Origin of the sequence: Novosphingobium rhizosphaerae (assembly GCF_050920675.1) — a bacterium.
Taxonomy (GTDB): Bacteria; Pseudomonadota; Alphaproteobacteria; order Sphingomonadales; family Sphingomonadaceae; genus Novosphingobium; species Novosphingobium rhizosphaerae.
The window spans coordinates 257729-284477 of the sequence record NZ_CP137861.1 but is presented as its reverse complement, the minus strand read 5'-3'; the positions used below and the strand labels follow the sequence as shown (position 1 = coordinate 284477).

27 protein-coding genes are annotated in these 26749 nt (G+C 67.1%); 12 read left to right on the top strand and 15 right to left on the bottom strand.

From position 1 onward, the window contains the following. Window positions 1–93: 93 nt before the first annotated feature. From rplK to R9J51_RS01320, 3 genes are all read left to right on the top strand, one after another. Window positions 94–525 (top strand): 50S ribosomal protein L11, encoded by a 432-nt coding sequence (rplK, locus tag R9J51_RS01330; protein ID WP_022675306.1) that lies wholly within the window; start codon window positions 94–96, stop codon window positions 523–525. A gap of 4 nt (window positions 526–529) precedes the next feature. Beyond that, the gene (gene rplA, locus R9J51_RS01325) at window positions 530–1231 is read left to right on the top strand and encodes a 50S ribosomal protein L1 (RefSeq protein ID WP_022675307.1); all 702 of its coding nucleotides are present in this window, start codon (window positions 530–532) and stop codon (window positions 1229–1231) included. 86 nt (window positions 1232–1317) lie between these two features. Then, a complete protein-coding gene (locus R9J51_RS01320; protein WP_432787763.1) occupies window positions 1318–2463 on the top strand; it encodes an FUSC family protein in 1146 nt (381 codons plus the stop codon). On the opposite strand, the gene R9J51_RS01315 is transcribed toward R9J51_RS01320, so the two are convergent. From R9J51_RS01315 to R9J51_RS01300, 4 genes are all read right to left on the bottom strand, one after another. Beyond that, entirely contained in the window at window positions 2436–3011 is a 576-nt protein-coding gene (locus R9J51_RS01315; RefSeq protein WP_218847440.1) for a hypothetical protein, read from the bottom strand. The genes R9J51_RS01320 and R9J51_RS01315 overlap by 28 nt on opposite strands. Next, complete coding sequence (locus tag R9J51_RS01310) at window positions 3008–5095, bottom strand: DUF3857 domain-containing protein (RefSeq protein ID WP_179562303.1); 2088 nt, start codon at window positions 5093–5095, stop codon at window positions 3008–3010. Before R9J51_RS01310 ends, R9J51_RS01315 begins: the two co-directional genes overlap by 4 nt. Window positions 5096–5174: 79 nt before the next feature. Next, a complete protein-coding gene (locus tag R9J51_RS01305; RefSeq protein ID WP_179505639.1) occupies window positions 5175–5936 on the bottom strand; it encodes a molybdopterin-binding protein in 762 nt (253 codons plus the stop codon). Beyond that, window positions 5933–7447, bottom strand: coding sequence for a flavin-containing monooxygenase (locus tag R9J51_RS01300; RefSeq protein ID WP_179505638.1), 1515 nt, complete (start codon window positions 7445–7447; stop codon window positions 5933–5935). The genes R9J51_RS01305 and R9J51_RS01300 overlap by 4 nt, the downstream gene beginning before the upstream one ends. Window positions 7448–7527: 80 nt before the next feature. Between R9J51_RS01300 and R9J51_RS01295 the strand changes: the two genes are divergently transcribed. The 3 genes from R9J51_RS01295 (at window position 7528) to R9J51_RS01285 (ending at window position 11592) form a co-directional block, all read left to right on the top strand. Then, the gene (locus R9J51_RS01295) at window positions 7528–8517 is read left to right on the top strand and encodes a magnesium and cobalt transport protein CorA (protein ID WP_169476730.1); all 990 of its coding nucleotides are present in this window, start codon (window positions 7528–7530) and stop codon (window positions 8515–8517) included. 312 nt (window positions 8518–8829) lie between these two features. Beyond that, window positions 8830–10566, top strand: coding sequence for a HAMP domain-containing methyl-accepting chemotaxis protein (locus R9J51_RS01290; RefSeq protein WP_179505637.1), 1737 nt, complete (start codon window positions 8830–8832; stop codon window positions 10564–10566). A gap of 78 nt (window positions 10567–10644) precedes the next feature. Next, window positions 10645–11592: a cation diffusion facilitator family transporter gene (locus tag R9J51_RS01285; RefSeq protein WP_432787762.1), complete on the top strand. Its 948-nt coding sequence runs from the start codon at window positions 10645–10647 to the stop codon at window positions 11590–11592. A gap of 27 nt (window positions 11593–11619) precedes the next feature. Here the strand turns inward: R9J51_RS01285 and fumC are convergent, their stop codons facing one another. From fumC to R9J51_RS01270, 3 genes are all read right to left on the bottom strand, one after another. Further along, complete coding sequence (fumC, locus tag R9J51_RS01280; protein ID WP_179505636.1) at window positions 11620–13023, bottom strand: class II fumarate hydratase; 1404 nt, start codon at window positions 13021–13023, stop codon at window positions 11620–11622. 46 nt (window positions 13024–13069) lie between these two features. Next, the gene (locus R9J51_RS01275) at window positions 13070–13330 is read right to left on the bottom strand and encodes a hypothetical protein (RefSeq protein WP_168556325.1); all 261 of its coding nucleotides are present in this window, start codon (window positions 13328–13330) and stop codon (window positions 13070–13072) included. Between the two features lie 92 nt (window positions 13331–13422). Further along, window positions 13423–13728: a hypothetical protein gene (locus tag R9J51_RS01270; RefSeq protein ID WP_184117317.1), complete on the bottom strand. Its 306-nt coding sequence runs from the start codon at window positions 13726–13728 to the stop codon at window positions 13423–13425. Between the two features lie 122 nt (window positions 13729–13850). Here R9J51_RS01270 and R9J51_RS01265 point away from each other — a divergent pair, with 122 nt between their 5' ends. The 6 genes from R9J51_RS01265 to R9J51_RS01240 all read left to right on the top strand — a co-directional run bounded on the left by R9J51_RS01265 (window position 13851) and on the right by R9J51_RS01240 (window position 19292). Beyond that, window positions 13851–15041: a cation:proton antiporter domain-containing protein gene (locus tag R9J51_RS01265; RefSeq protein ID WP_179505634.1), complete on the top strand. Its 1191-nt coding sequence runs from the start codon at window positions 13851–13853 to the stop codon at window positions 15039–15041. A gap of 53 nt (window positions 15042–15094) precedes the next feature. After that, window positions 15095–15574, top strand: a complete 480-nt coding sequence (locus R9J51_RS01260) for a DUF3592 domain-containing protein (protein WP_168556328.1) — start codon at window positions 15095–15097, stop codon at window positions 15572–15574. A 33-nt stretch (window positions 15575–15607) separates the two neighbouring features. Beyond that, a complete protein-coding gene (recQ, locus tag R9J51_RS01255; protein ID WP_432787761.1) occupies window positions 15608–17419 on the top strand; it encodes a DNA helicase RecQ in 1812 nt (603 codons plus the stop codon). Between the two features lie 103 nt (window positions 17420–17522). Next, on the top strand, window positions 17523–18527 hold the full coding sequence (locus tag R9J51_RS01250; protein ID WP_432787760.1) for a right-handed parallel beta-helix repeat-containing protein: 1005 nt from the start codon (window positions 17523–17525) through the stop codon (window positions 18525–18527). A gap of 40 nt (window positions 18528–18567) precedes the next feature. Then, complete coding sequence (locus R9J51_RS01245; RefSeq protein ID WP_179562306.1) at window positions 18568–18924, top strand: hypothetical protein; 357 nt, start codon at window positions 18568–18570, stop codon at window positions 18922–18924. Between the two features lie 68 nt (window positions 18925–18992). Next, window positions 18993–19292, top strand: coding sequence for a hypothetical protein (locus R9J51_RS01240; protein WP_179505632.1), 300 nt, complete (start codon window positions 18993–18995; stop codon window positions 19290–19292). Window positions 19293–19370: 78 nt separating this feature from the next. Here the strand turns inward: R9J51_RS01240 and ribA are convergent, their stop codons facing one another. The 8 genes from ribA to R9J51_RS01200 all read right to left on the bottom strand — a co-directional run bounded on the left by ribA (window position 19371) and on the right by R9J51_RS01200 (window position 26374). After that, entirely contained in the window at window positions 19371–20447 is a 1077-nt protein-coding gene (gene ribA / locus R9J51_RS01235; RefSeq protein WP_168556331.1) for a GTP cyclohydrolase II, read from the bottom strand. Continuing rightward, entirely contained in the window at window positions 20444–21238 is a 795-nt protein-coding gene (locus R9J51_RS01230) for an exodeoxyribonuclease III (RefSeq protein WP_179505631.1), read from the bottom strand. The genes ribA and R9J51_RS01230 overlap by 4 nt, the downstream gene beginning before the upstream one ends. Window positions 21239–21698: 460 nt before the next feature. Continuing rightward, the gene (locus R9J51_RS01225; RefSeq protein WP_179505630.1) at window positions 21699–22349 is read right to left on the bottom strand and encodes an outer membrane lipoprotein carrier protein LolA; all 651 of its coding nucleotides are present in this window, start codon (window positions 22347–22349) and stop codon (window positions 21699–21701) included. Window positions 22350–22488: 139 nt separating this feature from the next. Beyond that, complete coding sequence (gene rpmG, locus R9J51_RS01220) at window positions 22489–22656, bottom strand: 50S ribosomal protein L33 (RefSeq protein ID WP_054132393.1); 168 nt, start codon at window positions 22654–22656, stop codon at window positions 22489–22491. 185 nt (window positions 22657–22841) lie between these two features. Beyond that, window positions 22842–23126, bottom strand: a complete 285-nt coding sequence (locus tag R9J51_RS01215) for a hypothetical protein (RefSeq protein WP_168556334.1) — start codon at window positions 23124–23126, stop codon at window positions 22842–22844. A 48-nt stretch (window positions 23127–23174) separates the two neighbouring features. Further along, window positions 23175–23441 (bottom strand): GlsB/YeaQ/YmgE family stress response membrane protein, encoded by a 267-nt coding sequence (locus R9J51_RS01210; protein ID WP_168556335.1) that lies wholly within the window; start codon window positions 23439–23441, stop codon window positions 23175–23177. Between the two features lie 190 nt (window positions 23442–23631). Further along, a complete protein-coding gene (locus R9J51_RS01205; RefSeq protein WP_168556336.1) occupies window positions 23632–24447 on the bottom strand; it encodes an undecaprenyl-diphosphate phosphatase in 816 nt (271 codons plus the stop codon). 205 nt (window positions 24448–24652) lie between these two features. Further along, on the bottom strand, window positions 24653–26374 hold the full coding sequence (locus R9J51_RS01200) for an ABC transporter transmembrane domain-containing protein (protein ID WP_168556554.1): 1722 nt from the start codon (window positions 26372–26374) through the stop codon (window positions 24653–24655). Between the last annotated feature and the right edge of the window lie 375 nt (window positions 26375–26749).

Here is a 26749-nt window from a genome sequence, read left to right as displayed (position 1 = left end):
GTGATTCCGCGCGGTAGAGCGGCTTTCGGGCCACTCGCTATCACCGCTTACTCTGCGGGGCATGACGCCCCAACAGGATGAAAGGAGGCCATCATGGCCAAGAAGATCGAAGGCTATATCAAGCTGCAGATCAAGGCCGGCGAAGCAAAGCCTTCGCCGCCGATCGGCCCCGCGCTGGGTCAGCGCGGTGTCAACATCATGGGTTTCTGCAAGGAATTCAACGCCGCCACCCAGGAAGTGGAAAAGGGCACGCCGCTGCCGACCGTGATCACGGTCTATGCGGACCGCTCGTTCACCTTCGTGACCAAGACTCCGCCCGCCACCTTCTTCATCAAGCAGGCCGTGGGCATCAAGTCGGGCTCGAAGACTCCGGGCAAGGCTTCGGCCGGCACCATCAAGCGCTCGCAGCTGGAAGAAATCGCCCAGGCCAAAATGAAGGACCTGAACGCGAACAGCATCGAACAGGCCGCCAAGATCATCGAGGGCTCTGCCCGTTCGATGGGCCTGCAGGTTGTGGAGGGCTGAGACCATGGCAAAGCAGACCAAGAAGCAGAAGGCCCTCGTCGAAAAGCTGGGCGACAACCAGAAGATCTATGGCGTGGATGAAGCCATCCAGCTGCTCAAGGATCTCAAGAGCGCCAAGTTCGACGAATCGCTCGAAGTGTCGCTGAACCTCGGCGTCGATCCGCGCCACGCCGACCAGATGGTCCGTGGCATGGTCAGCCTGCCTTCGGGCACCGGCAAGGACGTCAAGGTTGCCGTGTTCGCCCGTGGCGACAAGGCCGAAGCGGCCCTGGCCGCTGGCGCTGACCGCGTGGGCGCCGAAGACCTGCTGGAAGACATGCAGGCCGGCAACCTCGATTACGGCCGCGTGATCGCCACGCCCGACATGATGGGCCTCGTCGGCCGCCTCGGCAAGGTGCTGGGCCCCAAGGGCCTGATGCCGAACCCGAAGCTCGGCACCGTGACCCCGAACGTGGCTGACGCCGTGAAGTCGGCCAAGAGCGGCCAGATCGAATTCCGCGTCGAAAAGGCCGGGATTATCCATGGCGGCATCGGCAAGCTCTCGTTCTCGAACGAAGCGCTGCGCGCCAACTTCGACGCGTTCGTCGATGCGATCGTCAAGGCCAAGCCGTCGGGCGCCAAGGGCAAGTACGTCCGCAAGGTCGGCCTGTCCTCGTCGATGGGCCCCGGCCTGAAGATCGACGTTGCCCAGGTGCACGGCAGCTAAGCTGCCGCTCGCCAAGGCGAACAGGATTACGGGGCCGGGAAGGTTTGCCTTCCCGGCCCCTTTCCGTTTGCGCTAGGCATCATGTCGTGACCGTCTCATCCGCTTCTTCCCCAGCGCCCGTTCCGCCAGACATCGATCCGCTCGCGCCCCGCCTGGTGGACGAGGCGGAATGCGTCGCCTCGGTCCTGCTCGCGATCCTGCTGGCGCATCTGATCGGCGCCACGCACGTGTCGTGGGCCGCGTTCACTGGTTACATGGTGATGCGCGGCTATCCGCTGGAAACCCTGCGCCGCGCGATCCTGCGCATCGTCGGCACGGCGGTGGGGGCGCTCCTGTGCCTGCTGCTGCTGGAAAGCCCGCTGGGCGGCAACATGCTTGCCCTGGCCCTGGCCATGGCGCTGGCCGGCACGATCAGCCTCTATGGCGCAATCACCGCCCGCCATGCCTATGCCTGGCTGTTCATGGGGCTGACTTTTGCCATGATGCTCTATGATCGCGTGGCCATGCCGCTTGCCGATCCGCGGGCCTTTGCCGTGATGCGGATGATCGAGACATTGGCCGGCACCACCGCGTGCATGGCGGTCAGCCTGGTATCTGCCTGGACGCTGCGCCGCCGCTGGCCGGCACTGCGCGCGCCCAAGCCCCAGGGCGTGGGCTGGCGCCCCGATGCCATGCTGCATGGCGCGCGCGGCGGGGTGGCACTGGCGCTGCTGCTGGGCCTGGCCAACTTGTGGGATCTGCCCTCGCTGGTGTCGGGCGCGATCACGATCATGGCGGTCATGCTGATCCCGGTCACGGCCGTTGCCGGCCCCAACGGGCTGCGCCAGGTCAGCCGCCGCCTGTGGTATCGCCTGCTCGGTTGCCTGGCGGGCGGGCTGCTGGCGGCGTTGGTCCTGGCTCTGGCGGCGCTGCTTCATGGCCCAGCGCGCGCCGGGCTGATGCTGGCCGGCACCGCGCTGGGCGTGGCCCTGGGGCGCCATCTCGAAAACGGCAACCACGGCCGGGGCTATGTCGGCACGCAGTTCACCCTTGCGGTCCTGGTCGTACTGGTGCCCGACAGCTGGGAAGCGGCGCATATCGCGCCGGGGTACGATCGCCTGCTCGGCATCCTGGTTGGCATGGCCGTGCTGGAGCCCGTCCTGCTGGTCGGTGCGGCGCTGGCCAAGCTGCGCGGCGGAGAGCGTGGCGGAGGCGGCGTGGTCGATCAGCGCGGCGAGGCTGGCGGCGTCTGAACGCTGGCGCGGGTGTAGCATTCGACCACCAGGCTGATCGCCGCGCCATCGGGCCGGCGCAGCACCGCACGGTGCGATAGCACGGTGCCCGCCGGGCATTCGGCCATGCGCCCGCGCCGCGCGGCCAGGCGCTGGCGGGTAAACTGCAAGGGCGCCACCACCGTGCCGAACGGCGTGTCGGTATGCGCCAGCGTGTCGTTCATCGCCGGGGGCAGCCGCGCCGGCACGAACCAGTTCTGTGCGTCCGACAGCACCACGCCCCCGCAGGAAAGCCGCACATGGCGAAAGCCCAGCGGCTCTCCAACTGCCACGCCCAGCGCGCTGCGCACGGCGGGCGGGGCGGCGCGGGGCGTGCGATCGGCAGCGGCGCGAATCGTGGCGGGATCGGCCAGGCCTTGAGTATTGCACCACTGTGCCAGCGCCGCCGTGGCACTGGGCTGCGCCGCCAAGGTGGCTTCCAGCGCCGGCAGGCGCGTGGGCACGCAGCCCGCCAATACCATGACCAGCGTGGGCGCCACCAATGGTAGCGCGGCCCACCTTGGCGTCATCGGCCGCTGCATGGTGTCCTCGCGGCCAGCCAGTCGGTATCGTCGGCAAACGGCGCGGGATCGTCCTTGGGCCGCGCGGCGCCCTTGAACGTGGCCTGCTCGTAGACCGAAGACATGTCGTTGTCGAAGCCGGGTATCTGGCGATTTAGATCGGCGGCCTGCTGCGCGGTGATTTCGGGCAAGAGCACGCGCCGGCTCATCACCGTGCGCATCACGTTGCCGGTCAACCCCACCTGGCGCCAATAGGCCACGCCTCCCAATGAACGGTCCACCGGCGCGGCGTGATAGCGCCACATCCGCGTGTCCCCGGAGGGCGGCAGGCGCACCGTCGTCACCCAGCAGCGAAACACCGGGTAGTCGGTTTCATAGGGCAGGGTCTGGTCCTGGTCGGCGGGCCGGCGTAGCCGGTCGGGCGGGGCAAAGCCGGCGCCGGGCAGGGTATAGCGATGGGTCCCATCGCCCAGGTCTTCCCAGTCCACGTCGCCCAATCCCTGCGCGCTCAGCACCAGGGCGCCGTGGGCCTCGTCGGTTTCCCAGGCCACTTTGTCGGTCACCAGCCAGTTTTCCTGCGCCTGCCAATACTTGCGCAGCGCGCGTTCGGCATCGACCGCGGGCAGGCCGCTCAGATAGCTGCGGATCGCCAGCGCCTCGTCACCGCGCACGATGTGGCGGGCTCGCACTTTGGCCCGCGCATTCATGCCCGCGCTGTCATCGATGTCGAGCACGGCCACCAGGCGCGGCAGGGTGGGGGGCGGCGAGGGCAGGCTCAGGATGGCGGCGCCTTCGCGCGTGATCGGCAGGCCCTGGCGCCAGGGTGGCGGCAGGATCATGGCCAGCGAGCGATCGCCCAGCCGCGTGCCGTCGAGCAACACCGGCTTGCCCGCAATGATCGCGCGCACCACCACATGGTCGAACAGCGCCGGATTGGGCAGCCGATCGGCTAGGCCGTCGCCGCCGCGGCTCTGGATCAGCAGCGGCTGCGCCTCGATGCCCAGGCCACGCAGGAGTGCCAGCAGGAGCACGGTCTTGCCCTTGCAGTCGCCAAACCGGCGCTGCCATGTCACGTCGGCATCGGCCGGAGTTAGGTTGGCGCCATCCATCCCGACATAGACATAGCGTACTTGTTCTTCGACCAGGCGCAGCGCGGCCTCCGCGCGTTGCACGGGATCGGCAGACGCCGCGGCGATCCGCGCCACTTCCGCCTGCACCGGGCTGCCGGGGGCGAGCCGGGCGGCCTTGTCGTAAAGCGGGAAGAGCCGGCGCGAGAAATCGGGCCAGCTGGGATAGTTCGTGAATTCCACCAGCCGGCGCCAGCGATAGCGTGGCGGTGCGCCCTGCGGCACGTCGGCCGGCGGCGCGGGATCGTGTAGTTCCACGCCGATTCCATCCAGCTTGCCACCTGCAAACGGCTGGAGCGAGAGATCGGGGGTGGTCTGCCAGCGCAGCGGTTGCCCGTGCGGCCAGGCCACGCGCAGGCGAAACGTGCCGGTGGCGCTCGCCTGGGGCAACAGATAGAGATCGCCGCGCGCATCGGGCAGCGTCGGGTCCTTGACCGTCTGCGTGGTGGCCAGTTCGATCTCGTCGCCCACTTCCAGCCCGGGAATCTGGTAGGCGGCGGTCAGCCGTCCATCCAGGGCGGCCAGTTCCAGGTTCTGTTCGCGCTGCATCACGGCGAACTGCGCGGTACGCGTCAGGTCGCGCACCGCGCCGCCATGGATCACGCGCAAGTGGTGCAGCACCATGCTGCCCGAATCGGGCGACCAGGTGAGCGTGATATTGCCTGCCGCCAGCCCCTGCGGCTTGGTGATGCGATAGCGCACGGCGTTATAGGCCTGCATGCCGTCTGGCCCCGCCAGGTACTGCGCGTCGCTATAGATGGCGGCCAGCGCCGCGTCGGTGGTGGGCGACGCGGCCGCAATCGGCGGCGGGGGCAGAACCCAACTGGCCGGGTCGGCCACGATCACCGTGCGCACCGGCGCCGGCGCGCCCCACGCCGCTGGTGCGGCAAGCGCCATGGCCACCGTGGCCGCCGCCCTTGCCGGCCAGCCCGCCTCGGCCCGTCCCCACTGCCTGCTGTTCATCATTCCCCCTTGGCCATACCCGGCGCCAGCCGATCATGCCGGAAGTGCCCGTGGTGTCGAGGGAATTTCCACTCGGTTTCGGTCAGATCCCGCCAGCGACACCCTGCCGGCCCAGCGCGGCGAGGCCAGCCATCAAGTCGGTGGCGCAGGCATCGATGATCGCCTGGTCGGTGGCGCGGATCACGAAGTTGGCGCCGACCTGGCCTTCGCGGAAAAACGGATAGGACCCGATCTGGCAGCCAGCGTGCGCCTTTTCGGTCTCGCGCAGCAGGTCGGCCACTTCGCTTTCGGCCACCCAGCAGCCGATCGTGTCCGAAAGCACCGGCAGCCCGCCTTCCAGGGTGCCGGTCAGTGCGGCCAGCATTTCGGCGGCGATGTGCGGGACGCCGGCCAAAAGGTGGATATTGGCAACGGCAATGCCGGGCGCGCCCGACAGCGCGTTTTCGATCAGGCTGGCGCCGGCGGGCACCCGCGCCATGCGCAGCCGAGCCTCGTTCACGCCGCCGCGCGGGCCGTAATATTCCTCCAGCATCGCGCGGGCCGCCGGGTGGATCACCACGTCCACGCCCAGTGCCGCAGCCACGGCATCGACCGTGATGTCATCATGCGTGGGGCCGATGCCGCCGGTGGTGAACAGGTAATCGTTGCGCGCGCGCAGGGCGTTCACCGCCTCGACGATGGCGGCCATGTCATCGGCCACCACGCGCACTTCCTTGAGGCGGATGCCCTGGACATTCAACCAGGTGGCAACCTGGGCGATGTTCTTGTCGTGGGTGCGGCCCGAGAGAATCTCGTCACCAATCACCAGCAGGGCTGCAGTCCATATGCGGGAAGCGTCGCTCATCGGGGCGTATCGATAACGCAATCGGGCGCGGGTGCAAGCGCGGCGGGCGCCCGGTCAAACCGCAGCACGCCATCCTCCAGCCGATCGCGGCGCAGGAACGCGCGATCGGCCAGGTAGTCGTGGTTGAGCCGCCAACGCCGCTCGGTGCTGCTGCGTGGCATGATTGCCCAGCCGCGCTGCAGGTAGCCTGACGAAAAGGCCAGCGTATCGTCGATCGTCAGGCCATGGTCGGCTGGCAGCACTGGGGTGGCCACTTGCTTGGCGGTTCGCGCCATGTGGTCCAGGATGCGCACGGTGAACGCGGCGACCAGATCGGCGCGCAAGGTCCACGAGGCGTTGAGATAGCCGAACACCTGCACCAGGTTGGGCAGGTTGGACAGCATGCAGTCCTTGTAATGGAAATGCTCAGCCAGGTTTATCGCCGCGCCATCCTTGCTCAGCGCGATCTTGCCCGCCACGGCCAGCTTGAGGCCGGTGGCCTTGACGATCACGTCGGCGGCGAGGTGCTGGCCATCGGCGAGGGCAAGGCCGGCAGGTGCAACCTTGGCGATCGTGCCGGTCACCACGCGGGCCCGGCCCGATCGGATCGCGGCGAACAAGTCGCCATCGGGGACCAGGCACAGCCGCTGCTGCCAGGGGCCATAGGGTGGGGCAAAGGCGGCCTCGTCCCACGCCGGGCCCAGCGCGAGGGCAGCGCGGCGCTTGAGCCAGGCGCCCACCTTGTCCGGCGCGCGGCGGGCGCGGTTGTAGAACCAGGCGTTGAGGCGAATGTTGCGTGCGCGCACCAGGGCCGCGGCCAGGCGCGCGGGCAGCATGCGATGCAGCGCGTGGGCCAGCCGGTCCCGCCGGGGGCTGGCAATGAACCAGGTGGGTGTGCGTTGCAGCATGGTCACTTGCGCGCCCCGCGCGGCCAGGGCCGGCACCAGCGTGGCCGCCGTTGCGCCCGATCCGATCACTGCCACCTGCTTGCCGGCCACATACAGATCCTGCGGCCAGAACTGGGGATGGACGATGCGGCCGGCAAAGTCCGCCTCGCCCGGCAAGGCCGGATCGTGCGCGGCGTCATGGTCGTAATAGCCGGCGGCGAGCACCAGGAACCGGGCCGAAAGACGATCGGCCCGGCCGGCTTCGTCCACCAGCGTCAGGTGCCAGCGGGCGCCCGCGCTGTCCCAATCGGCGGCCGTCACCCGCGTGCCGGTGCGGATGTGCCGGGCAAGGCCATGCAATGAAACGACCTCGTTCAGATAATCGCGGATGGCCGCTCCATCGGCAATGGCATCGGCGCCGCGCCAGGGGGCAAAGCCGAAACCCAGCGTGTGCATGTCGCTGTCGGATCGCACGCCGGGATAGCGGAACAGGTCCCAGGTACCGCCCACCGCGCTGCGCCGTTCGAGCAGGGCAAAGCTGCGGCCGGGGCAATCGCGGGCGATGTGTGCGGCCATGCTGATGCCGCTGATGCCGGCGCCGATGATGGCCACGTCGAGATCGGGTGGGCGCGGGGTGTTGGTCATGACAGTGTCCGAGGTAGGGCAAAGCCGGGCAAATGCCAGCCCGATTGCGCTTTCTCCGTGGCATTGCCACAGTGGCGCGCATGACGATCATTGCCGCGCGCCGCTATGTGCCGGATCCCACGGGCCGATCGGCCGCCCGTGTTCCCGGCCCACTCGATCTGGATGATGGATTTTGCCCCGTGCCAGATGGGGCGTTTGACTGGATCGGGCTGTGTGAACCATCGCACGAGGAAATGGATCGGGTGGCCCGGCACTATGGCCTGCATCCCCTGGCGATCGAGGATGCGCTCAACCCGCAGCAGATGCCCAAGCTGGACCAGTACCAGAAGCATCTGTTCGTGGTGGCGCGCACCGCGACGCTGGAGCCAGGCGAAACGCTTACTTATGGCCAGACCGCGTTTTTCCTGGGCGCAGACTTCATCATCTCGGTGCGTTTTGGTTCGAGCCGCGCCCACCTGGACTTGCGCGCCGCGCTGGAAGCCGATCCCGAGCGCTTGGCCGAAGGCGCCGACTATGTGCTGCATTCGGTGCTCGACTTCATCGTCGATGGCTATCTGCCGATCATGGAACGGCTGGAAGCCGTGGCTCATGCCATGGAAGAAGCCGCAATCGACGTCTTTCCCGAACAGCAGACGATCCGCCGCATCTTTCGCCTGCGCCGCCAGTTGCGCCGGTTCGAACGGATCATCGGGCCGATGGAGGAAGTGTGCGAGCGCCTGGCCGAGGCGCATCTCGCCCTGGTGGATCCCACGGCGCGGATCTGGTTTCGCGACGTGCTCGACCACGTGCGCCGCGCCATGGCCCGCATGCGCGGGCTGAAAGAGACGCTGGCCGCGATCGTGGAAACCGCCAGCCTGCTAGAACAGCATCGCCAGGGCGAAATGACCCGGCAACTCGCCGCGTGGGCCGGCCTGCTCGCCGTGCCCACGGCAATTGCCGGAATCTATGGGATGAACTTCGATTTCATGCCCGAACTCAAGTGGCGCTACGGCTATTTCTTCGTGCTCGGCCTGATCGCCACGGTCTGCGGCGGGCTCTATTGGCGCTTCCGCAAGATCGGCTGGCTTTAGGCCCGTCCACGCCGCCTAGGGTCTGTGGGGATTTAGGTCAGGGTGGAGCGAGAATGGCTGATTTCTGCGACCCGGAGCGCAGCGTACTTTTATGTACGTGAGCACCGGAAGCGCGGAAAGCGGCCGTTCGCAGCCCGCCATGGGCTAAATCCCCACAGGCCCTAGGACATATCCCTATGCCGTCCCGCTCGCAGGTTTAACCAGCGCTGCGCCATCTAGCCTGCAAAGCCGCGCATGGCGTGCGGGATCATGGTTGCAGGGGTCGTTTGCATGTCGGTGCTTGGTGGATTGCGGATCCGGACAGTTTCCCTGGTGGGCACACTGCTGCTGGCGTTGGCAGCGGTCGGCGGCGCGGCGATGGCAATCACGGCCACCAGCAGCCTGGGCGGCAGGCTGACCGCGCTGTCCGAGGATACGGTGCCGACGCTCACCGCGCTGGCGCAGCTGCGCGGCATGATGGGGGATTTGCGCCTGACCATCGCCAAGCACATCCTGTCCGACGACCTGACGGAAACGCACAAGCTCGACGCCGATTTCGAGAAGCGCGTGGCCGAATTCGACAAGGCGCTGGCCGACTACCGCGCATTCCAGCAGCAAGGCGACGACCGGGATGAAGTGACCAAGGTGAGCGAACTGCAGGACGTGTTCCACGCCTGGGTGCAGGAAGCGCGGCCGGTGCGCGCCCTGTCGCTCCAGAACCGCAACGCAGAGGCCTATGCCCAGTTTCGCGACCGGATGAACCCGCTGGGCCTGGACCTGGGCAAGCGGATCACGGCCCTGGCCGAGCGCAACGCGGGCCTCGCCAAGGACGATTCGGCCGAAGGCATGGCCCAGGCCGATCGGCTCAAGCTTGTTGCCACGCTGAGCGGGGTGGCCGCGATCGTCGTCGGCTTGGGCGTGGCGTTCCTTTTCCACAGCCGCGTCACCGTGCCGCTGGCCAGGCTTTCGGGCGCGATGCAGGAAATGGCGGCCGGGCAGATCGATCGCACCGTGCCGGGCCACGACCTGGCCGATGAAGTGGGCGACATCGCCCGCGCTTTGGAGGGCATCAAGGACTTTGTCGCGCGGCGCGCGGCGCGGGCCGGCGAAGAGCGTGCGGCCGTGCAGCAGCAGGTGGTGGGAGCGCTCGGTGCCGGGCTTTCTGCCCTGCGCGACGGCCGCCTGACCCATCGCATCAACGAGACATTCCCCGGCGATTACGAACAGCTGCGGCTCGACTTCAACCAATCGATGGCCAGTCTGGCCGATGCGCTGGGCCAGGTGACCCAGGCGGCACAGGGTGTGCGCGTGGGGGCGAGCGAGATCGCCTCGGCCAGCCACGACCTGTCGAGCCGCACCGAAAACCAGGCTGCCGCGCTGGAAGAATCCGCTGCCGCCGTGCGCGAGCTGACCACCACCGTGGCGCAGACCGCCCAGACCGCCAAGGACGCCAGCGACACCGCGCGGCAGACCCGCCACGAGGCGCGGGCGAGCGGCGAGACGATGACCCAGGCCGTGGCGGCGATGGAAGAAATCGCCAAGTCGAGCAATCGCATGCAGGAAATCGTCGCCCTGATCGAAGGCATCGCGTTCCAGACCAACCTGCTTGCGCTCAACGCCGGGGTGGAAGCGGCGCGTGCCGGGGACGCCGGCAAGGGCTTTGCCGTGGTGGCATCGGAAGTGCGCAGCCTGGCGCAGCGTTCGTCCGACGCTGCCAAGGAAATCACCGCGATCATCCGCACCAGCGACCGCGACGTGGGCAACGGCGTGCAGATGATCGGCGAAACGCAAGGCGCGCTGGGCCAGATCGTGGAGCGCACCTCGCGCCTGTCCGACATGATCGAGGCCATTGCCCGGTCGGCCGAGGAGCAGGCCGGCGCGATCCGCCAGGTCGATACGGTTGTATCCGACATGGACCGCATCACCCAGGCCAACGCCGCCCTGGTGGAAGAGACCACCGCTGCCTCGCGCAGCCTGTCGAACGAGGCCAATTCTCTGGGCCAGCTTGTCGGCCGCTTCGACCTGAGCGGCGGTGGCGGTGCATCAGGCTATCAACGCCTGGCCGCCTGACCCGGCGGCTGCCCCGCCGCTTAACAATTCGGGTGACATTCCCGGCCCTCACGCGTTAGCCCCCCGATACCGTCACGCATGACATTTAGGGGAACATACCGCGCCATGGCCGGGGGATCGACACGTACCATCCTGATCGCACTGGGTGCCAACCTCGGCATTGCCGCGGCCAAGTTCATGGCAGCGGCCATAACCGGCTCATCGGCGATGCTGACCGAAGGCGTGCACAGCATGGTCGATTCGACCAACCAGCTGCTGCTGCTGCACGGCCGTTCGCGCGCGGTGAAGCCGGCCGATGCCCTCCACCCGTTCGGTTATGGCCGCGAGCTCTATTTCTGGAGCTTCATCGTCGCCATCCTGGTCTTTGCCCTGGGCGCCGGGGTTTCGGTGTACGAAGGGGTGCTGCACATCCTGCACCCTGAGCCGGCGGAAAGCCCGCTGATCGCGTTTATCGTGCTCGGCGTTGCATTCGGCCTGGAAGGTTGGTCGATCCTGGCCGCGCTGGGCGATTTCAACCGGGGGCGGCGTGGCTCGGTGTGGTCTGCGATCCGCGATACCAAGGATGCCCCCACGCTGGTCATCCTGCTGGAGGATTCGGGCGCGCTGGTCGGCCTCGTGCTCGCTGCGCTCGGCCTGGGCTTGAGCCTCATCACCGGCAGCCCGCTGTGGGATGGGCTGGCCTCGGTGCTGATCGGCCTCGTGCTGGGCGCGCTCGCGCTGATCCTGCTTTACGAGGCCAAGGGCCTGTTGATCGGTGAAGCGGCCGATCCGCAGATGGTGGCCGCCATCCGCAGTAGCGCGGCGGCCCACCCTGGCGTGGTGTGCGTGCACGAAGTGCTGACCGTGCACAGCGCACCCACCATGGTCACCGTGATCATCAGCGCCGATTTCGATGACACCATCACCGCGCGCGACGTGGAGCGCATCGTGCTGGCGATCGAAACCCAGGTTTCGCACCAGTTTCCCATCGTCGCGCGCGTTTACGTTCGCCCGCGCGACAGTTCGACGCAGGCGCTCGACGGCTGATCTGTCGGCTGTCCCGATGGGATCAGCTCACACCATGTCTTGCGGCCGGACAAGGCGATCGAAGGTTGCTTCGTCCACCAGGCCCAGTGCCAGGCCGGCTTCGCGCAAGGTGAGCCCTGCGGCGTGGGCGTGCTTGGCGATGCGCGCGGCATTGTCATAGCCGATTTCCGGGGCCAGCGCGGTCACCAGCATCAGCGATCGATCGACCAGCTCTGCGATGCGGCGGGTGTTGGGCTCGATCCCTTCGACGCACCGCTCGGCAAAGCTTTCCATGCCCACTGCCAGCAGATGGACGCTGCGTAGCACCGCCGCGCCGATCATCGGCTTGAACACGTTGAGTTCCAGGTGTCCCTGCATCCCACCCAAAGTCACCGCCTGGTGGTTGCCGATCACTTGCGCGGCCACCATGGTCAGCATCTCGCACTGCGTGGGATTGACTTTGCCCGGCATGATCGAGCTGCCTGGCTCGTTGGCGGGTAGATCGATTTCGCCAAGCCCCGAACGCGGGCCGGAGCCCAGGAGGCGGATGTCGTTGGCGATCTTGGTCAACGCCACGGCCAGTGTGGCGAGGGTTGCGGAAAACTGCACCAGCGCGTCGTTGCTGGCCAGCGCTTCGAAGCGGTTGGGTGCGGGGACGAACGCATGGCCGGTGAGGCTGGCAAGCTCTGCCGCCATCGCCGGGGCAAACCCTTCGGGCGCGTTGAGGCCGGTGCCCACTGCCGTGCCGCCCTGGGCCAGGCGCAAGAGGTGTTGTTCGGCCCCGCGCAGGCGCTCGTTCGCATCGCGCAACTGCTGGACATAGCCGGAAAATTCCTGCCCGAGCGTAAGCGGGGTGGCATCCTGCAGGTGGGTGCGGCCGATCTTGACGATCCCCGCCCATTCGCGCGCTGCGGTGTCGAGCGCGCCGGCCAGCAGGTCGAGCGCGGGCAGCAGGTCACGGTTGAGGGCAACCACCGCGGCCACGTGCAGCGCGGTGGGAAAGCTGTCGTTCGACGATTGCCCGCGGTTCACGTGATCGTTGGGATGCACCGGGCTCTTGCCGCCGCGCGCGCCGGCGAGCTGTTCGTTGGCCCGGCCGGCGATCACTTCGTTGACGTTCATGTTGGTCTGCGTGCCGCTGCCGGTCTGCCAGATGACCAGCGGGAACTGGTCGTCATGACGGCCGGCCACCACTTCGGCCGCGGCCGTTTCGATCGCATCGGCGAGGCGCGTGTCCAGGCCATGGTCGCGGTTGACGCGGGCCGCAGCCTGCTTGACCAGGGCAAGGGCGTGAACGATGCCGATCGGCATGCGCTCACCGGCGCCGAACGGGAAATTTTCGATGGAGCGCTGTGTCTGCGCGCCCCAATAGGCGCTGCTCGGCACGGCGATCGTGCCGATGCTGTCGCTCTCGATACGGCCAATGCTGCCGCTTTCGATGGTAGGGGTCATGCCGGGGTCCTTTCGCGGCGCCGGGGCGGCGTGGACCCCGGGCTTGTCAGATGGGGCGGGGGCTGGTGGCGTCTTGGGTGCGGCGGCGCAGGAAGCGGGCCTCCACCTGTGGCCCGGCCTGTTCGGCCAGGATCGAAAGCGCGGCATGCAGGCCGCGTTCGGCCAGGCGATCCACCGCCACTTCGGGGGGAATGCCCAGTTCGCGCGCCATGTCGCGAATCGCGCGGGCCATCTCGATGAATTCCAGCTCGCTTTCGCGCGCCGCGCGCCATTCTGCCGATGGGGAAAAACTGTGGTGCATGTCCATGCCGTCGCTCCTGCCGTTGTTGCCGGGCAGAGGCTAACATTTGCAGGACGGGCGAGGCTTTAAGGCGGGGCATAGGCATATTGCGGAGGGGGTTAAACCAGCCGCACGGGCGCGGGGTCGCCGTGGCGGGCGATCCAGCGCGTGCGTGCATCGGCCTGCGCCCGCAGGAACTGGGCATCCACGGCGGTGCCGGGCTGCCCACTGCGGCCGGCCAGCATGGTTAGCGCGGCGGCAAGGCCTTGCTCCACCATGCGATCGAGCAGTGGCACGGGGTGCTGTCCCCATTGCGCCGCCACGGCCTTGAGGGCATGCACCGTTGTTGCAAAATCATACGCGGCTATTCGCGCGGATTCGTATTCCTCCTTGCGCAACAGCGCGTTTCGCAGATCAAACGCCATGGTGGTCGGCCCTCTTGCGCAAGCACGTTAGCAGCAGAGATGGAGCCGGCCTTGATGCATAGCAAGATGTGACCCACGGCCACAGCGCCGGGGCAGTATGGGGGCAGGGACGGGGTATGGGCATGGGCACCAGTGAAATCTTCCTGATCGCGTTGACGATTATCCTCGCCGTGCCGTGGCTGGCCTGGCGCCTGTTGCGCCGCGACGACCATGCCCCGCTGGTGGTGGTGCAGATCGTGGGTGGCATCCTGCTCGGGCCGGGTGTGCTGGGCGCGCTCTTTCCGGCCTATTATGCCTTTGTGTTCAATCCACAGGTGATCGGCGCGCTCAACGGCGTGGCGTGGTGGGCCGTCAGCCTGTTCGTGTTCATCGCCGGGGTGGAACTGGACCTGGCCGACGCCTGGGGCAATGCGCGCGAAACGCTGGTGACCGCCTCATGCGCGCTGCTGACGCCGCTGGTGCTGGGCGGCCTGGCCGCGACCGTTCTGCTTACCATGCCGGGCTGGCTGGGCGAAAAGGGTACGTGGGGCCAGGGCGTGGCCGGCATCGGCATGGCCTGTGCCGTCACTGCGCTGCCCATCCTGGTGCTGCTGATGGAAAAGCTGGACATTTTCCGCACCGCGCTGGGCCAGCGCCTGCTGCGCTATGCCAGCATGGATGACGTGGCGATCTGGGGCGTGCTGGCGCTGATCCTGCTCGATTGGCAGCGTATCGGGCGCCAGGGTCTTTTCCTGGTGGGCTTCGCCCTGGCCGCCTGGGGCCTGCGGCGCCTGATGGCCTGGGTGCGCGAAGACGATCGTTGGCACATCGCCTTGATCTGGCTGGCGGCCGTGGGGTTTGCCGCCGATTGGTCGGGCCTGCATTTCATGGTCGGCGCGTTCCTTGCCGGGGCCGTGCTCGATGCCCACTGGTTCGAACAGGGACGGCGCGATGCGTTCCGCAATTTCCTGCTGCTGGCGGTGATGCCGGTGTTCTTCCTGTCCACTGGCCTGCGCACGCAGTGGGGCCAGGTTGGCGGCCTGGGCCTTGCCGCCGTGATCGGCGCGGCATTGCTGCTGCTCGTCGCCTCGGTGGCGGGCAAGCTGGCCGGCGTGCATCTGGCCGGCCGCATCCTGGGCTGGAAGAAGGGTGAGGCCAGCGTGATCGGCTGGATGCTGCAGACCAAGGCGCTGATCATGATCATCTTCGTCAACGTGCTGCTCGACAAGAAGATCATCACGGCCGAAGCGTTCACCGCGCTTTTGCTGATGGCGGTGATGAGCACCATGCTGACCACGCCGATCGTGCGGCCCTTGTTGAAAAAGCTGGCCTGACGCGTTCTCGGCATCAGCAAATTCTTGACGGATTCGCGCTAGGGCGGGTGGCCATGGCGGATATCCTGATCATTGCGGCGCTGGCGTGCTGGCTGCTTTTCGTGTTCTGCGTGTGGCAGGCGCTGCGCCTGCTGGGCACCTGGCAGCCAGCGCCCGCAATGGTCTGGCGCAGCGATTATACCGAAGGGCAGCAGTCGGAAGACTTCTGGTCGTTTGGCATGACGATGTTCACCTCGCGCGGGTGGAACTGGCGCGATGGCGACGATACCCGCTATATCGAGGATGAAATCCGCTTTCGCGATTCTGACGGGATCGAGCGGCGCGCGCTGGTGCACCGCTGGGTGCACCGCGGGTGGAAGCCATCGGGCGCCTATACCGTGTGGTATGATCCGGCCGATCCCACCCGGGCCACGGTGTTGGGCCCGTTCACCTGGGGCGCCTGGGCGGTGCTGTCGCTGTTGCTGCTGTGTATCGCGCTGCACGCGGTCAAAGTGGTGGGATTGCCGCCGGTACTCGCCGCCTGGTTGGGGTAGCGGGGCGGCACCTGATCTGCCATAGGCGGGCGCGTGACTGCCGTTTTGCCCGACCTTTCGCCCGATCTTGAGCCCGCGCGCCAGCGTCTGGCGCAAGTCTTCGGCTTTTCCGGCTTTCGCGGGGTGCAGGACCAGGTGGTCGGCCGCGTACTGGCCGGCCGATCCACCCTGGCGGTGATGCCCACCGGGGCGGGCAAGTCGCTCACCTATCAATTGCCGGCGGTGATGCTGCCGGGCACGTGCGTGGTGGTCTCGCCGCTGATTGCCCTGATGCACGACCAGTTGCGCTCGGCCACGGCCAACGGCATCCGCGCCGCCGCGCTGACCAGCGTGGACACCGATCGTGAACTGACGATCGAGCGGTTCCGCAATGGCGAGCTGGACTTGCTCTATGTGGCGCCCGAACGCGCCAGCCAGCCGCATTTCCGCGAACTGTTGAGCCGTGCGCCGCTGGCCCTGTTCGCCATCGACGAGGCGCATTGCGTTTCGGAATGGGGCCACGATTTCCGCCCCGACTATCGCCTGCTGCGCCCGCTGATGGATGCCTTTGCGCATGTGCCGCGCCTGGCGCTGACGGCCACGGCCGACCGGCACACGCGGGCAGACATCCTCGAACAGCTTGGCATTCCCCACGACGGGTTGATCGTGGCCGGGTTCGATCGGCCCAACATCCAGTATCGCATCGCCCCGCGCGACAATCCGCTGCGCCAGCTCACCCGCTTCATCGCCGAAAATCCAGGGCCCGGCGTGGTCTATGCGCCCACCCGCGCGCAAGTGGAAAAGCTGGCGGAGCAATTGGGCGAGACCGGGCGCCGGGTGCTGCCCTACCACGCCGGCCTGCCGGCCGAAACGCGCGCCGCCAACCAGGAAGCCTTCGTCACCAGCGAAGACATGGTGATCGTGGCCACGGTGGCGTTCGGCATGGGCATCGACAAGCCCGACGTGCGCTTTGTCGCGCATGCCGGCCTGCCCAAGTCGATCGAAGGCTATTACCAGGAAACCGGCCGCGCCGGGCGCGATGGCGATCCCTCGGTGGCGCTGTTGCTGTGGGGTGCGGACGATTTTGCCCGCGCGCGCCAGCGGCTCTCCGAAGTGGACCAGAGCCGACAGCAGGGCGAGCGAAAGCGGCTTGATGCCCTGGCCGGGCTGGTCGAGACGGCCACCTGCCGCCGTGCCGTGCTGCTGCGCCACTTTGGCGAGGACCCGCCTGCCACTTGCGGCAACTGCGACAATTGCCTGGAGCCGCCGGGCCTGACCGACGCGACCGAACTGGCGCAGAAGCTGCTCTCGGCGGTCTATCGCACGGGCCAAAGCTATGGCCTGGGCCACCTTGAAAAAGTGCTGACCGGCGTGGCGGACGAACGTGTGACCGCGCGTGGCCACGATGGACTTTCGGTGTTCGGAATCGTGCCGGCAGACCAGGCCCCGCTGCTCAAGGCGGTGGCGCGCGCGCTCCAGGCCCGGGGCAGTCTGGTGCCGACGGAGCATGGCGGCCTGGCGCTGGGTGGCGATGCCCGCGCAATTCTCAAGGGCGAGGCGCGGGTGGACGTGGTCCTGCCGCCGGTGCGCGAACGCGGTGGGCGTCGGCGTGCCAAGGCGGGCAGTGGCGCCGCGCTCAATCCCGTGGGCGATCCGCTGTTCGATGCGCTGCGCGCGCTGCGCCGCGAGATTGCGCAGGAAGCCAATGTGCCGCCCTATGTGGTGTTTCACGATGCCGTGCTGCGCGAAATGGCAGCGGCCAAGCCCACCAGCCTTGCAGAAATGGCCGCGATCGGCGGCGTCGGCACGCGCAAGCGGGATGCCTATGGCGATCGCTTCCTGGCGGTGATCCGCGCGCATGTCTGACCGCCGGCGCGGCGCATAGCTTTGCGCCCCTGGAACCTAAAGGCTCGGTCAACCATTTTTCGTTAGGCTGCCTGCAACAGGTGGGGAGCCGAGCGAACAAACCATGTTGACCGAGATCGAAACCCGCCTGAGCCGGCACCGCACCTTGCGGGCGCGCCTGATGCTCCTGTCCATGGCCGTGCTGACGGCGATCCCTGCCGGTGCATTGCTGGCGCAGAACGCGCCAGTGCGGGCGGCCAGCGCGCCGTTCACCGTGGTGCAGACGGGCCAAGGCTTCGATCGGCTGCAGGATGCGATCAATTCGCTGGGCGAAGGGGATGGGACCATCCGCGTGGCGCCGGGAACCTGGCATGACTGCGGCGTGCAACCCCATGGCAACGTGGCCTATATCGCGGCCATTCCCGGGCAATCGATCTTTGATGGCAAGGTCTGCGAGGAAAAGGCGGCCTTGGTCATGCGCGGCCAATCGATGCGCGTGGAAGGGCTGATATTCCAGAACATGCGCGCGTTCGATGCCAACGGCGCCGGCATCCGGCTGGAGCGGGGCGACCTGACCGTGCGCGATGCCTGGTTCCGCGACAGCGAGCAGGGCATCCTTTCCGCCAACTTTCCGGCCGGGCACGTGGTGATCGAGCAATCGACCTTCACGCGGCTGGGGCGCTGCGACCGGGGCCTGTCCTGCGCGCACTCGCTTTATTTCGGGGACGAGGCGAGCGTCGTGATTCGCCGCAGCCGCTTTGAACAGGGCACCGGCGGCCACTATGTTAAAAGCCACGCCGGCCGCATCGAAGTGACCGATTCGAGCTTTGACGACAGCCGTGGCCACACCACCAACTACATGATCGACCTGTCGATCGGCGCCACTGGCCTGATTTCGGGCAACTGGTTCGTCCAGGGGCGCGACAAGGAAAACTACAGCACGTTCATCGCCAACGCGGCCGAAGGGCATGAGCACAGCGCCGATGGCCTGACGATTACCGGCAACACCGCGCGGCTGGTGCCCGGCCTCAATCGCCCGACAGTGTTCGTGGCCGACTGGTCGGGTGACCGGATCAACCTGGGGCAGAACGCGCTGGGACCGGGCATTGCCCGGTTCGAGCGGCGCTGAGCTTGCCCTTGCGCGCCTGGGCCCCTACCTTGCTGGCGTGTTGAGCCGTTTGCCTTTGCGTCTGGCTGGCCGTCTTTGGGCGGTGCTGCTGGTCCTGACCGTTGCTCTTTCGGCGCTGGCGCCGGGGGCGGCACCGGTCGGCATGCGCAGCGGATCGGCATTCTCGGTCGATACCGTGGAAATGGCCGTGGCCCCGGCGCGGCCGCAAGTGGCAGTGGCACGGCTCGAGGCGTTGCCGCCGATGCCGCTGGTGCCGGCCGTGGCGCTGGTGCTCGTGGTGTTGGCCCCTTTGGCGCTGGCGCGGGCTCCACATATTCTGCCCCGTTCGACCGGGCCGCCGCTGGCCGCCCTGCCGCTGCGGGCACCGGGAACCCCCCGCGCCCCTCCGCACGCCTGACAAAACCGTGAATTGCCTGCGCCGCCTGTGGCGCGGGCCGAACCCGTTTTTGCCAGGATACCAAGACCATGACGATTCAGACCCAGAGCGCTTCGGCGCTTGCCCGCCGTGCCCATGTCGAAGCGCTGCTGGCGGCCTATCCCGATGTCACGCCCGAGGAGCACGGCATGCTCGTGCATTACTTCAAGCGCGAGGCCAATGCGCTCGACGTGGGCATGATTGCCAGCAACGACACGATCGGGCGCGGCTATGCCCGCTTCCGCGCCGACCATCTCGACCGCTTTACCTGGGTCGATCTTGCCAAGGGCGTGGCTGGCACTGCCGTGTTGGTGCTGTGCGTGGGGCTGGTGATGTTCCGGGCGTTTTGACGCTGGTTTCAGGCCCGCACCACCCCCGCCCCCTCCTCGTCAGAGGAGGGGGCGAAGCCTGTCGCGACGTTGCCGAAACTACTTCAGCAAATGTCCCGTGCGATCGCGCTTGGTATCGAGATAGCGGGCGTTGTGCGGGTTGGCGGGCAACTGATGCGCCACCCGTTCCAGCACGGTCACGCCCAGCGCTTCGAGCGCGGCAACCTTGGCCGGATTGTTGGTCATCAGGCGAATTCGGCGCGCGCCGATCAGGTCGAGCATGCGTGCGGCCACGGGAAAGTCGCGCGCTTCGGATGGCAGCCCCAGCCGTTCGTTGGCATCGACAGTGTCAAAGCCCTGGTCTTGCAGTTGATAAGCGCGCAACTTGTTGATCAGGCCGATGCCGCGCCCTTCCTGTCGCAGGTAGAGCAGCACGCCCCACCCGCCGTGGCTGGCTTGCGCGGCCATCCGGGCGAGGGCGGCTTGCAGCTGTGGCCCGCAATCGCATTTCAGGCTGCCCAGGATATCGCCGGTCAGGCATTCGCTGTGCAGCCGCACCAGGGGGGGAACGGCATTGTCCTGCTGCCCCACGATCAGCGCAACATGCTCGCGCAAATCGTCACGGGCGCGAAAGGCGATGATTTCGGCTTCCTCGCAAGCGTCAACGGGCAAGCGGGCGCGGGCCTGGATCGTCAGGTTGAGCGGGTCGGTGAATGCGGCCATGTCTTCGACCGCCACGGTTTCGGCAATATCCACCCCGCTCGCCACCAGGAAAGCCGGCAGGATGCCGGCCAGCCGCGCCAGCTCCATTGCGGCCCCGGCCGCCTCTGGCGCCGGGATGGGGGTGGCCCGGAACGGCCCGCGCAAGGGGCTGCCCAGATCGTGCGCGGGATCGGCCAGATCGCGCGCCATCGCCAGTGTGAACGGTTCAGCCGCGTGAATCAGCACCGGCGCGTGCGGCAGGGCGGCGTCGCGCTGGTTGGTCAGCTTGAGCGTGGCGGCGCGCGCGGCTGAAATCAGCATCTGCGCGGCATAGAGGCCCGGCTGGGCAAAGCCCGTTTCCGCCGGCAGCAGATCGAACGCGCCGGCCGCGTCGGTGACACGGATCGCCCAGCCATGGCGCAGCGCGTCAAGCGCGCGCGCCACGCGGCGCGTGGCGGCGGCCGGCGTGGTCAAAGGGCAAACTCGGTGATCAGGGGCACGTGGTCCGACGGCTGGTCCCAGCGGCGCGTTTCCTCGACGAAGCGATGGCCCATCGATTGCGGCGCCAGCTCGGGCGAGGCCCACATATGGTCGAGCCGGCGGCCCTGGTCCTTTTGGCGCCAATAGGAGCGATAGGACCACCAGGAAAAGTTGCGTTCCGGCGCGGGCAGGTGCTTGCGCCCCAGGTCGACCCAGCCGTGCGCATCGGCAAAGCGCTGGAGCGTTTCGACCTCCACCGGCGTGTGGCTGACCACCTTGAGCAGGGCCTTGTGGTCGTAGACGTCCTCGGGCAGCGGGGCGATGTTGAAATCGCCCACGATCAGGGTGGGACGGTCGATCTTGTCCGCCCAGCGCGTCATCCGTTCCAGGAAATCGAGCTTTTGCCCGAACTTGGGATTGAGCGTGCGATCGGCGATGTCACCCCCGGCGGGAATGTAAACATTTTCCAGGATCAACCCCTGGCCAGTGGCGCCGAGCAGTTCGACGCCGACATGGCGCGCTTCGCCATTGTCCTGCCAGTCGTAGCGGCTGAACTCGCGGAACGGCAACCGGCTGACCGTGGCGACGCCGTGATAGCCCTTCTGCCCATGGATCGCGCGGTGGGTATAGCCCAAGGCTTCGAAGACATCATGCGGGAAGAGATGCTCGGCCACCTTGATCTCTTGCAGGCACAGCACATCGGGCTGCTGTTCTTGCAGAAAACGCACGACCTGATCGGCGCGCAGGCGAACGGAATTGATATTCCAGGTGGCGATAGAAACCATGGAATGCGCTTTACGAGCCCCCGCCATGGCCGGCAAGGCGGATCACGAGTAACGTCCGAGTGGGCAACATCGCAGTCGTGGTTTTTGTGGTGTTGCGGGGATGGCCGGTGGAGCGAGAATGGTGCCCGGCAAGAACCGGCGCGCAGCGACCTTTAAAGGTCGTGAGCACCGGAAGCGCAGACGGGTGCCGTTCGCAGCCTACCGGCCATCCCCGCAACATCACAAAAACGGAAAACCCTCGGACCGGGGGCAATGGTCCGAGGGTTCCATGTGCGTTCGTCACGCGGTCGACGAGAGGATGAAGTCAGACTGGGCAACAGGGGGGAAACCCGTCTTGTCCGTCTCGTCTGAAACCTCTCTAGGGCTGGGCCGCTTGCTGGTGGATGAACGGGCGCCTCTGGTTCTTCGCAAAGTGTCGCACAACCGCTGGTAAGGAAGATGAACCGTTCGCCCGCTGCGATTAGTGCCGCACTTGCGGACGCGGGTCGTTGTAGCGGAACATGTTGGCCGGGACCGGCACGCCGTACTGCTGGTTGGACAGGCGAATCGTGGTGCGCTGGTTCTGCGAATCGAGCGCGACCCAGCTATCGAGTTGCAGGCCGCCGGGCGCGCCGGGCTTGCGGACCATGATCAGGGTGAGCGTGCCATATTCGGGATGGCGCGGATCCTTGATTTCCAGGCTGATCACGTCAGGGTTGGTGGTGGGAAGCAGCCGGGCATAGCGGGCCACGTCCTTGTCGGGATTGAGCAGTGCGCCGAGCGGGCTGTTGCGAATCGGCCAGCGCGACACCTGGCGCACTTCATAATCGATCACGGTCAGGGCCGCGCCATCGGACACGATCAGCAGCGGGACGCCGGGCTGGTATTGAAAGCGGATCTTGCCCGGCCGTTGCAGGGTAAGCGTGCCGGTGAGCCGCTGGCCGTTGCGATCGGTCTGCACGAAATCGGCGCGCAGCGAAGAAATCGCGCGCAGCGCCGCCACGGCACGTTCCACGTCGCTGGAGGGGGCTGCGGCCGGCGCAGGGGCTGCCAGAGCCGGCGCAAAGGCCGGAGAAACGGAAAGCGCGGCAACGAGGCCGGCGGCGCTCAGGATCTTGGTCAAGCTGTTCATTGCCACTCCTTGGGACAGGCGCTTTGAACTGCCCGTGAACCTTTCGGTTCCGAATCGCAACATCGCCGGACGTGCCGCAGAAACACGAAAGGCCGGGGCAAGCCCCGGCCTTTACGCGTTGGCAAGCAAGCCGATCAGATTACTTGATCTTGGCTTCCTTGAATTCCACGTGCTTGCGCACCACCGGGTCGTACTTGCGGAACGACATCTTTTCGGTGGTGTTGCGCGGATTCTTCTTGGTGACATAGAAGAAGCCGGTGTCTGCGGTCGAAACCAGACGGATCTTGACGGTAGTTGGCTTTGCCATGGGCTTGTCCTGAATTCCTTCTAGGCGTCTGCGCGCCGCTGCTCAAACAAAACGGGGCGGCGCGCGCCGCCCTGACAGGTGGCCGCCCATGCGGGAGGCAGCCGGGAAAGTCAACCCTTGGCGAAAGGAAACGGGGCGCAAAGACCTAAGCCCTGCGCCCCGCTAACCGATCCTTGAAAGGAAGCTCAGTTGGCTTGGTCGGCCTTCTTCTCCGCCTTTTCCTTGATCGCCGTCGATTCGTCCTTGCCTTCGGCGCGGACGGCATCGGCCTTGCTGTTCAGCTTGTCGGCTGCAGCACCCGACGCATCGGCAGCCTGCGAATCGATGGCGTCGGCAGCGGCGTCAGACGATTCGGCAATGGCGTCGGCGGTCTTGTCGGCTGCGTCTTCCTGCTTGCTCTGGCAGGCGGCAAGGCCCAGGCCCAAAGCGGCAATCGGCAGCAGCAGTGCATGCTTGGCGGTGAACTTCATAACTGGCTCTCCCTGTTTAGGTATGCGGTCAGGCGTGGGATCGGGCGCTCAGCGCACCGAACCGCGACGAACCAGATTGACGATGGCGAGCAGGATCAGCGCGCCAAGGAATGAAACAATCAGGCTGCCGGCCGAGATGCCGTTCGTGATGCTGCCGCCGCCCAGCAGCGGGCCGAGCAGGAAGCCGCCCAGCAGCGCGCCGACGATGCCGACCACGATGTTGAGGAAGATGCCCTGTTGGGCATCGGTGCGCATGACGATGCTGGCCAGCCAGCCCAGAATGCCGCCAACGATCAGAAGAACAATAAGGCCCATGACGGTAAACCCCTTGATTGGATGCCACGAGGTGGCTGTCTGCCGGGGATAATTCTCCAGCCGGGGGATTGTTCCGCATATGCGACGGATCGTTGCGACCTGCCCTTGCACAAAGGCCCTGCCCACCCTGGTGACACGGGGTGGGCAGGGCCTTTTCTTACGGCCTTTTGTTGGGCTGGAATGCTGCGGTTCAGGCGCCCAGCAGCCACACCAGCGCGCCTGCCCCGACCACGATGCGGTACCAGGCAAACGGCGCAAAGCCGTGGCGGCCGATGTAGGTGACGAAGAACTTGATCACCACGAGCGAGACGAGGAACGACACCACGCCGCCAACGGCGATATCGGCCCAGCCTACGGTGGCTGCACCGCTGGCCAGTTCGTGGCGATTGTCCCACAATTGCTTGGCCGTGGCGCCGAACATCGTGGGCACGGCCAGGAAGAAGCTGAATTCGGCGGCGGTCTTGCGGTTGATGCCCATGGTCAGCGCGCCCATGATGGTGGAGGCCGAACGCGACATGCCCGGCACCATCGCCAAGCACTGCATCACCCCCACGGCGAGCGCCTTGGGCAGGGGCAGCTTGCTGACGGGCTCGTACTCTCCCTGGCGGGCCAGGCGCTCGATCACCAGGATCAGGATGCCGCCCACCACCAGCGCGGCGGCCACCACGGCGGGGGTTTCCATCAGCGCGTCGATCTTCTTCTTGAGCAGCACGCCCAGGATGGCCGAGGGGATGAACGCCACCAGCACGTTGCGCACGAAGTGCAGCGAATCGCGTTCACCCCGCAGCGCGCCCTTGGCCACGTCCACGAACGTGCGCCAATAGAGCACGACCACGGCCAGGATCGCCGGCAGCTGGATCACCACGTTGAACACTTCCCATTCCTTGGCATTGAAGCCCAGGAGCTCGGTGGCCAGGATCAGGTGCCCGGTGGAGGAGACGGGAAGGAACTCGGTGAGGCCTTCGACGATGCCGAGAATGACGGCGGTAAGGGTGTGGCTGTCCATGGGCCACCGACTTGCCGCAGTGCAGCACGGCTTTCAAGCGCTACGATGCAATGGCCGCATGGCAAATTGGTAACCTTGGGGTTTTGAACCGCGGCACCGGCCCGCTCCCCCACCCGGCCTCCCACAAGGTACTATGGTTGCGAGGCCGGGTGGGGGGACCAGGCCGGTGCCGCAAATCCGGCGACGCCGGATTCCAAACAGACGCTCAGGCTCCGTCGAACTGCATGCGGGCCAGGCGGGCATAGAGGCCATCGGCGGCGATCAGGCTGGCATGGGTGCCTTGTTCGACGATGCGCCCGCCATCCATCACCACGATGCGGTCTGCCGCGCGCACGGTGGCGAGGCGATGGGCGATGACCAGCGTGGTACGGCCCTGCATCAGGTGATCGAGCGCATCCTGCACCAGGCGTTCGCTTTCCGCGTCGAGCGCGCTGGTTGCCTCATCGAGCAGCAGGATCGGCGCATCGCGCAGCACCGCGCGGGCAATCGCCATGCGTTGGCGCTGGCCGCCCGAAAGGCGTGCGCCGCCTTCGCCCAGGAAGGTGTCGAGCCCTTCGGGCAGGGCACGCAGGAAATCCTCGGCATTGGCAGCGCGGGCGGCGGCCCAGATCGCCTCGTCGCTGGCGTCCCATGCACCATAGCGCAAGTTGTCGCGGGCGTTGGCGGCAAACAGCACGGGCTCTTGCGGCACCAGCGCCATGCGCGCACGGATCTCGGCCGGATCGGCCTGGGGCAGGGGCACCCCGTCGATACGGATCACGCCGCCCTGCGGATCGTAGAAGCGCTGTGCCAGCAGGAACAAGGTGGATTTGCCGGCGCCCGAAGGGCCGACAATGGCGACGGTCTCGCCCGGCTCCACGGTCAGCGAGAAATCGGTGAGTGCCGAAATCTCGGGGCGGCTGGGATAGCGGAACGCCACGTTCTGGAAAGCGAGCGCGCCACGCGGCGGGCTGGGCAGGGCAATCGGGCGGGCTGGCGGCGCGATATCGGGCTGTTCGAGCAGCAGTTCGTTGAGGCGCCCGGCCGCGCCCGCGCCGCGCAGCAGATCGCCATAGACTTCGGTCAGCGCCCCGCACGATCCGGCGACGATCCCGCCGGTCAGCACGAAGGCGGCAATCGTGCCGCCGGTGAGCGAGCCATTGGCCACGCCCATGGCGCCTTGCCACATCAGCGCGGTGATCCCGCCCATGACCAGGAAGATGACCACGGCGGTCATCACCGCACGGATCATGATGCGCCGGCGGGCGGTGTCGAACGTGCGCTCCACCGCGGCGGCAAAGCGGGCGCGCTCACGCCCTTCCTGGCCAAACGCCTGGACGATGCGGATCGCGCCGAGCACTTCGGCGGTCATCGCACCGATATCGGCCACGCGGTCCTGGCTCGATCGCGAGACCTTGCGCAGCCGGCTGCCGAACCAGGCGATCGGGAAGATCACGACCGGAATGCCGATGACCAGCCCGGCGGTGAGACGGGGGGCGAGGAAGAACAGGTAGATCAGCCCGCCCAGCGCGGTGATGGTGTTGCGCAGGGCGATCGAGACCGTGGTGCCCACCACCTGCTCGATGATCGCCGTGTCCGACGTCATGCGCGAGGAGATTTCCTTGGGGCTGTTGCTTTCGAAGAACGCCGGCGGCAGGCGCAGCAGGTTGGACTGCACCCTGGCGCGGATATCGGCCACCACGCGTTCGCCCAGCCACGACACGTAATAGAAGCGGATCGCCGTGGCAAAGCCGAGCACGACGACGATCAGCAGCAGCACGTGGAAGGCCTGGTCGATCACGCCGGGCTGGGCGTGGGGGCCAAAGGCCTGGTCGACAATGCCCTTGAAGCGGGCGGGGATGGCGATGGTGGCAGTGGACGTGGTCACCAGCGCGAGCAGCGCGGCGGCAACCTGACCGGGATACTTGATCGCCTCCCGCCAGATCATGCGCAGCGGCGTGAGCCGGCGCGAAACCGGCCCTGGCGGGACGCCGGCCGGTTCCGCCGCCGCGTCAGCGCGGGCTGGATCAGCGCGCGACGGACCGCGGGCAGGGGCATCGGCGGGGGCGGGCGTGTCCGGCGCGGGCCGTTCCAGGGGAACCTCTTCCATGGCGCGGACCTAGCCGATGGCGGGCTGCACCGGAAGGGGCCTTGCGTGCCACTTGGCAGGTTCCCATCTGTTGTGGAGCGATTACCGCCGCCCCTGTCCTTCTTGCTGCATTGCGGCCAGCGCGATTCGCAGGCACAATCGGGCCAAGCAACGCATGGTTGCCGCAATGCGCCACGCCATTGGCGGCGGGAGCGGGTGGTGACCGGCGGACAG